This is a genomic window from Frankia sp. CcWB2, from assembly GCF_977927585.1.
On sequence record NZ_CDWRCM010000237.1, the window covers coordinates 1 to 6,141 of the forward strand.

2 protein-coding genes and 3 pseudogenes are annotated in these 6,141 nt (G+C 69.8%); 2 read left to right on the plus strand and 3 right to left on the minus strand.

Annotated features, from left to right (window positions below):
* A partial coding sequence (locus ACY45C_RS19190) for an FAD-dependent oxidoreductase (RefSeq protein ID WP_462188962.1) occupies window positions 1-876 on the minus strand: 876 nt, incomplete at its 3' end.
* A 455-nt stretch (window positions 877-1,331) separates the two neighbouring features.
* On the opposite strand from ACY45C_RS19190, the pseudogene ACY45C_RS19195 reads away from it, so the two are divergent.
* Window positions 1,332-2,436 (plus strand): annotated as a pseudogene (locus ACY45C_RS19195) (uroporphyrinogen-III synthase).
* A 61-nt stretch (window positions 2,437-2,497) separates the two neighbouring features.
* On the opposite strand, the pseudogene ACY45C_RS19200 reads toward ACY45C_RS19195, so the two are convergent.
* Both ACY45C_RS19200 and prfB read right to left on the minus strand, forming a co-directional pair.
* Window positions 2,498-3,333 (minus strand): annotated as a pseudogene (locus ACY45C_RS19200) (polysaccharide deacetylase family protein).
* Between the two features lie 563 nt (window positions 3,334-3,896).
* The gene (gene prfB, locus ACY45C_RS19205) at window positions 3,897-4,997 is read right to left on the minus strand and encodes a peptide chain release factor 2 (protein WP_462188963.1); all 1,101 of its coding nucleotides are present in this window, start codon (window positions 4,995-4,997) and stop codon (window positions 3,897-3,899) included.
* Window positions 4,998-5,738: 741 nt separating this feature from the next.
* On the opposite strand from prfB, the pseudogene ACY45C_RS19210 reads away from it, so the two are divergent.
* Window positions 5,739-6,141, plus strand: a pseudogene (locus ACY45C_RS19210) (hypothetical protein); the annotation flags it as partial.

Sequence of the window (6,141 nt, forward strand, 5' to 3'; positions counted from 1 at the left end):
GGCCGCCAGGGCGCACTCGCCGACGGCGTAGATGTGCTCGTCGCTGGTGCGGCAGCCCTCGTCGACGACGATGCCGCCGCGATCCCCGACGTCGAGTCCGCACTCGCGGGCCAGGGCGTCCCGCGGGCGGATCCCCGCCGAGAACACGACGACGTCGGTGTCGAGGCCGGCCAGCCCCTCGGGGTGACGGGCGAAGACCATCCGGGTGACCCGCCCGTCGGGATCGGCCTCGATCCGCTCGGTGGCCGTGTCGGTGTGGACGCCGATCCCGAGCCCGGTGATGTGGGCTCGCAGCGTCTGCCCGCCGGCCTCGTCGACCTGGGCCGGCATCAGCCGGGGCGCGAACTCGACGACGTGAGTAGCCAACCCCAGGCTACGCAGCGCGTTCGCCGCCTCTAGGCCGAGCAGACCGCCACCGACGACCACACCGGTCCCGGTCCGGCTACCCCGCGCCGAGGCGAAGATCGCCTCTAGGTCCTCGATCGTGCGGTAGACATGGCAGCCGGTGGCCTCCCGGCCGGGTACCGGCGGGACGAACGGGTAGGAACCGGTCGCAAGCACCAGCACGTCGTACCGGTAGGTGCGGCCAGCACCGGTGGTCACCGTCCGGGCGGCCCGATCGACGGCGACGACCGGTTCACCGAGACGCAGCCGCAGCCGGGGGTGTTCGAGGAATCCGTCCTCGACGAGGCTGAGGTCCTCCGCGGTCGCCCCGGTGAAGTACGCCGAGAGGCCCACCCGGTCATAGGCGGGCCGAGGTTCCTCGGCGAGGACCGTGATATCCCATCGCCCCTCGACGTCGCGGTCCCGCAGCGCCGCCAACAACCGATGCCCCACCATGCCGTGGCCGACGACCACCAATGATCGAGAAGACATCCGCGCACCACCCGCACGTCCGAACCGATGGGTGCCGGTCCAAACGGGCACCCGCTACGGCCAGAACCGTACGAACCCAGGATGTCAACACCGACTCGAAGTCAGGTCGGTCCGGATACAAGGCATGCACTCCACGACACGACGGGATGTGAGATGCCCGACGAACGCTCGATGCGGACGTCGTGAATACGCAACGGTGCCGGTTAACACCGGCGTTGCACACCGGCAAGCGCGTGGACATGGCCGTGTCCGATCCTGCGGTGACCGGGGGATCGGCGCGGGACCCCAGGCCAGGAGGTAGCCTCGTGACAACCTGTAGTCCCGGGTGGCCCGACATCGGCGACCGGTCCGGCGCACCCGGAACCGCCGGAACCACCGGAACACCCGGAACCACCAGCGCGCCCGGAACGTCCCCGGCATCGGCGACATCGACGGAGCCGGCCGTCAGCGCCGGGCTGCCACCGCTGCTCGGCTTCACCGTCGGGGTCACGGCCGCGCGTCGCCGCGACGAACTCGCGAACCTCCTCGAACGGCGCGGAGCCCGGGTGATCCATGCCCCGGCCCTGCGCATCGTGCCGCTCGCCGACGACAGCCTGCTGCTCGCCGCGACCCGGGAGTGCCTCACCCGGCCGCTGGACGCAGTGATCGCTACGACGGCAATCGGCTTCCGCGGCTGGGTGGAGGCCGCCGAGGGCTGGGGGGTCGGCGAGCGGCTGCGCGACCGGCTGGACGGCGCCCGGCTGTTCACCCGAGGGCCGAAGGTCACTGGCGCCGTCCGGGCCGCGGGGCTCACCGAATGCTGGTCGCCCCGCTCGGAATCCGGCGCCGAGCTCGTCGCCCATCTGCTCACGGAGAACCTGGCCGGGCTGCGCATCGCGGTGCAGCTACACGGCGAGCCGTTGCCAGACATGGTCGAGGGGCTGCGCGCGGCGGGTGCCGAGGTCGTCGAGATACCGGTGTACCGGTGGGAACCACCGGACGATCTGCGGCCGGTCCGCCGGATGGTCGAACTCATCGTCACCGGCGGGGTCTCCGCGGTCACCTTCACCAGCGCGCCCGCCGTGGTGAGCCTCCTACGGATCGCCCGGGAGATGGGACAGTTCGACGAACTGCTGACCGCGTTGCGGGGCGAGGTGCTGCCCGCGTGCGTGGGTCCGGTCTGCGCCGCCCCCCCTCGAACGGCAGGGCGTGGCGACGGTGGCCCCGGACCGGTTCCGGCTCGGAGCACTCGTGCGCACGCTGTCCGACGAACTCCCGCGTCGCCGGGGGCGGACCGTCGAGGCCGCGGGGCACGTGCTGCGGGTCCAGGGCGCGGCAGTGATCGTCAACGGCGAGCCGGTGATGCTCGCACCCAGGACCGCGGCGGTCCTCGACGCGCTGACCGAGCGTCCCGGTCGGGTGCTGTCCCGAGCCGAGCTGCTGCGCCGGACGGGCACGGCCGGGCTCACCGACGAACACGCGGTCGAGATGACCGTCGCCCGGTTACGCACCGCGCTGGGACCGGCCGGCCGCGTGGTCGAGACCGTCATCAAGCGGGGCTATCGGCTCGCGGTCGTGTGAGAGAGCACGCGGTAACTGCCAGGCCCCGGACCCCGGACCCCAGTTCCCGCGTTCCCCGTCGTCAGGCGCCTCGGCCGAGCCGCCAGCGCGCCGCTCGATATGCCCGCCACCCCGACTGCAGTCCTCGCCGGGCGCTGAGCAGGGCGTCGCGATGCCCCTGGGAAACGAGCCGAAGGATGTCGGCCGCTCCAGCGGCCCGATTGACGATCAATCGACTGATGGCGAACCGGGACGACGTCGGTTGATGAATGCGGTACCCGACCTCACAGGCCGATTCGAACCCGGCGGCCGCGACGACATGGCGCACCGACGCGCAGTGATAACCGAAGGGGTAGCAGAAACTGTCCGGACGCCGGCCGGTTCTCTCCTCGATCAGCCGCCGGCTGGCGGTGACGTCGTACCGCGCCAAGGCGGTCGGCACCACGTCGAGCTCCAGATGACGGTGACCGTGCGAGCCGAGCTCGATGCCCTCTCCGGCGAGCGCGGCGAGGTCGGACCAGTCCAGCAGAGGAGGTTGCGCTCGGTGTAGCCATCCAGCCAGGTGGCGCGCCGGCCAACGAAGGCGGTCGGCACGTACAGGGTAGCGCTGGCACCGATCGCCCGCAGAGCGGGCACCGCGGTGGTGACGAAGTCCTCGAAGCCGTTCTCGAAGGTGATCACCACCTGGCGGCGGGCGGGATGCGCCAGCGCGTCAGTGAGACCGGTGAGGTGGTAACCGCTTTCGGCGAGGGCCTCGAGCTGCTCGGCGAAGGCACCGGGAGGGAGCTCCCAGCGTCGGAAGTCCGCACTCACCGAATCACCGACGCCGTGGTACATAAGGACGGGCAGGGGCATCGTGGGCGCACCGTCGAACACGCCGGAGGCGGCGCCGGACGCCGCGGGCGCCAGGGAGGTCACGGCTTTCCCGTACCGGCGAGACTGGCCATCCTGCCCGGATTTGCACCGTTATTTCCACACAGATACATGCGTGCATTCGTGTGCAGGGACACAGACCGCACTCCCTCCGCGACAGCGGTTCGCAATCGTGAACGACCAGGTGACACGGGCGTACATCCCATCGAGTGAAGCAGTAGACGGACCAGATCAAGACACCGAAACTAAAACATCGACCGGTCCGCGAACTACCCGGAACTCTACACGTGTATACCCGGCATGCCAATGGCGTCAGGAGATCCGGTGGAGTCCTCCCCCGACGCCGGGCCGGGCCGCCGGCCGAGCCTACGTCACACCGGCGTTCCCACCACGGCCGGATCTTTGTCTTTTCACCGTCCGTTCCCCGAGAGGCAGGCAGCATTCGGATGCCGTCCCGGAAACGGGAGACCTCCGGACCTCCGGAACCGGAACGCCGGGCGCGTATCGTCCCGCCGGGCCACGAGCGCCCGGACGGTGCGGCGAGGATTGCCCACTCAGCCCGGAACCAGGCGCATCCCGGGCGTCGGCAAAAGCTCCGAAGAACCCTCTCACGCCTGATTCTCGACCGACCGCCGCCACCGGATCTCCGCGTCGATGAAATCATCGAGCTCGCCGTCGAGAACACCGCTGGTATTCGAGGTCTCGGTGTCGGTACGCAGATCCTTCACCATCTGGTACGGGTGGAGGACATAGTTACGGATCTGTGATCCGAAGGAGACGTCCTGTGGCCCGCCGGTGATGCGCTGTTTCTCCGCCGCTTCCTCGGCCCGCCGCCGCTCCAGGAGCTTCGCCTGCAACACGATCATCGCAGCGGCCTTGTTCTGGAGCTGGCTGCGCTCGTTCTGGCACGTCACCACGATGCCCGTGGGCAGATGCGTGATGCGGACCGCGGAGTCGGTGGTGTTGACCCCCTGTCCACCCGGGCCGGACGAACGGAAAATATCGATACGCAGATCCTTGTCGTCGATGTCGACCTGGTCGGACAGCTCGACGACCGGGGTGACCTCCACCCCGGCGAAGGAGGTCTGCCGCCGGTTCTGGTTGTCGAACGGCGAAATCCGGACGAGCCGGTGCACCCCGTGCTCACTGCGCAGCGTCCCGTACGCATAGGGCGCCTTGACCTGGAAGGTTGCCGACTTCAGACCCGCCTCCTCAGCCTCGGAGGTGTCAAAGACCTCCGTGGCGTAGCCATGCCGCTCGGCCCACCGCAGGTACATCCGAAGCAACATCGCCGTCCAGTCGGCCGCGTCCACCCCGCCGGCCCCGGCCGAGAGCTGCACGATCGCGTCCCGCTCGTCGTACTCGCCGGACAGCAGGGTCCGGACCTCGAGACCGGCGATGTCATTGGACAGCCTGGGAAAATCGGCTGCGGCCTCGGCGAGTAGATCCTCGTCGCCGAGGTCCGCGGCGGCGGCGATGTCGTCGAGACGGCGACGCAGCCCCTCCACCCTGGCGATGTCCCCGCGCGTCGACGACAACCTGCGGGTGACAGCCTGGGCCCGGTCCTGATCGGACCAGAGGTCGGGGTCCGCAGCCTGACGCTCCAGATCCTCGGCGCGACGGCGCAACCCCTCCACGTCGAGAACCGTCTCGATGCCGGTCAACGTGGCATCCAGCTGTTTGATCTCCTCGGACAGGTCGACGGCCATGCTGTTCACCTTACCGGCGGCACTCGGGGGCCACCGCCAGGACGGATCTTGCCCGCCCGGGCGGGAGCCGGCCGAGCTCGCATCGGCGTCGCGCCGAGCCCCGCGGCGACCTCCCCGCGGTCTCCCGGCAGCATCCCGGCGGCATCCCGACCGGGAAACATCATCATGGCGAAACATGCAATGACTCGACGACACGAGGATGAAACATTCGCAGGATGCCACGAGAATTTCGGCCAACCGGCGCCCGCACTGCGGACAATCGTTGCGGCGGCCCCAGGCAGTCAGGCGGTTCAGCCATCCGACAACAACCTCCGACAACAACCGACGCCAATCCCTGAAGAGACACGTACCACATCGCCGAGTGCGCACAACTCGGCGCGTCCGCGGCCCCCGAACGATACCGTCGAAGACGGCGCTTCGCGCACGAATACGTGAACGCCGGGTTTCGTCGGGACAGTGCGGCCTCGCGACCATATGGGTGTCGGATGCGGAGAGCTCAGCTGCAGAGAGCTCAGACGCATCGACCGGTGCGCGTGTACACCGGTCGATGTCGCCGGGACGGGACGGGACGAAGGCTCGAGGACCGGCCACTACCACGGGGAAGAGGAGGAAGGCCGCCGTGAATAACCGGATCTGTCGTCCGAGCGATCGGATCACGCCGTTGGCGGCGACGACTCACCGCCCCGTCGCGTGCCGGCGGAAGGCCGCGATCATTCCCGCAGGAGCACGGAGGGTCCCATCGTGTCGGAGGTCTCGGAGGTCGCGGACCGACGCTCTGTCCTGGTTGCCACCGGCCTCGCGGCGGTGGGCTCCGTGAGTCTGCGCGACGACGCATCCGGCCTGCACGAGGCCTGCATGGCCGCCCTGACCGCGACGGTCAGGGCCTACGAGACGTCTGATCTGATCACTACCACGTCCGCCCTGGTCTCGTTGGAGCGCACGACACAGACCGTGCCCCGGGAGCACCGGCTGCGCGGCCGGCCATCGCTGGAGTGGATGCGGCTGCACGCGGCGGTCACGACGGTGGCGGCCGCCACCGCCTACGACCGCGGCAAACACTCCGACGCCGCCGTGCGGGCCGACCGGGCCGCGGCGCTCGCCCGGGCGGCCGGGGACGGGCCACTCGCCGCCCGCGCCCTGGCCC

What these genes read in the sequence shown, in the direction of transcription:
- prfB (WP_462188963.1), bottom strand. Translation starts at nt 4,997, where the DNA reads ATGGCCGTCGACCTGTCCGAGGAGATCAAACAGCTGGATGCCACGTTG.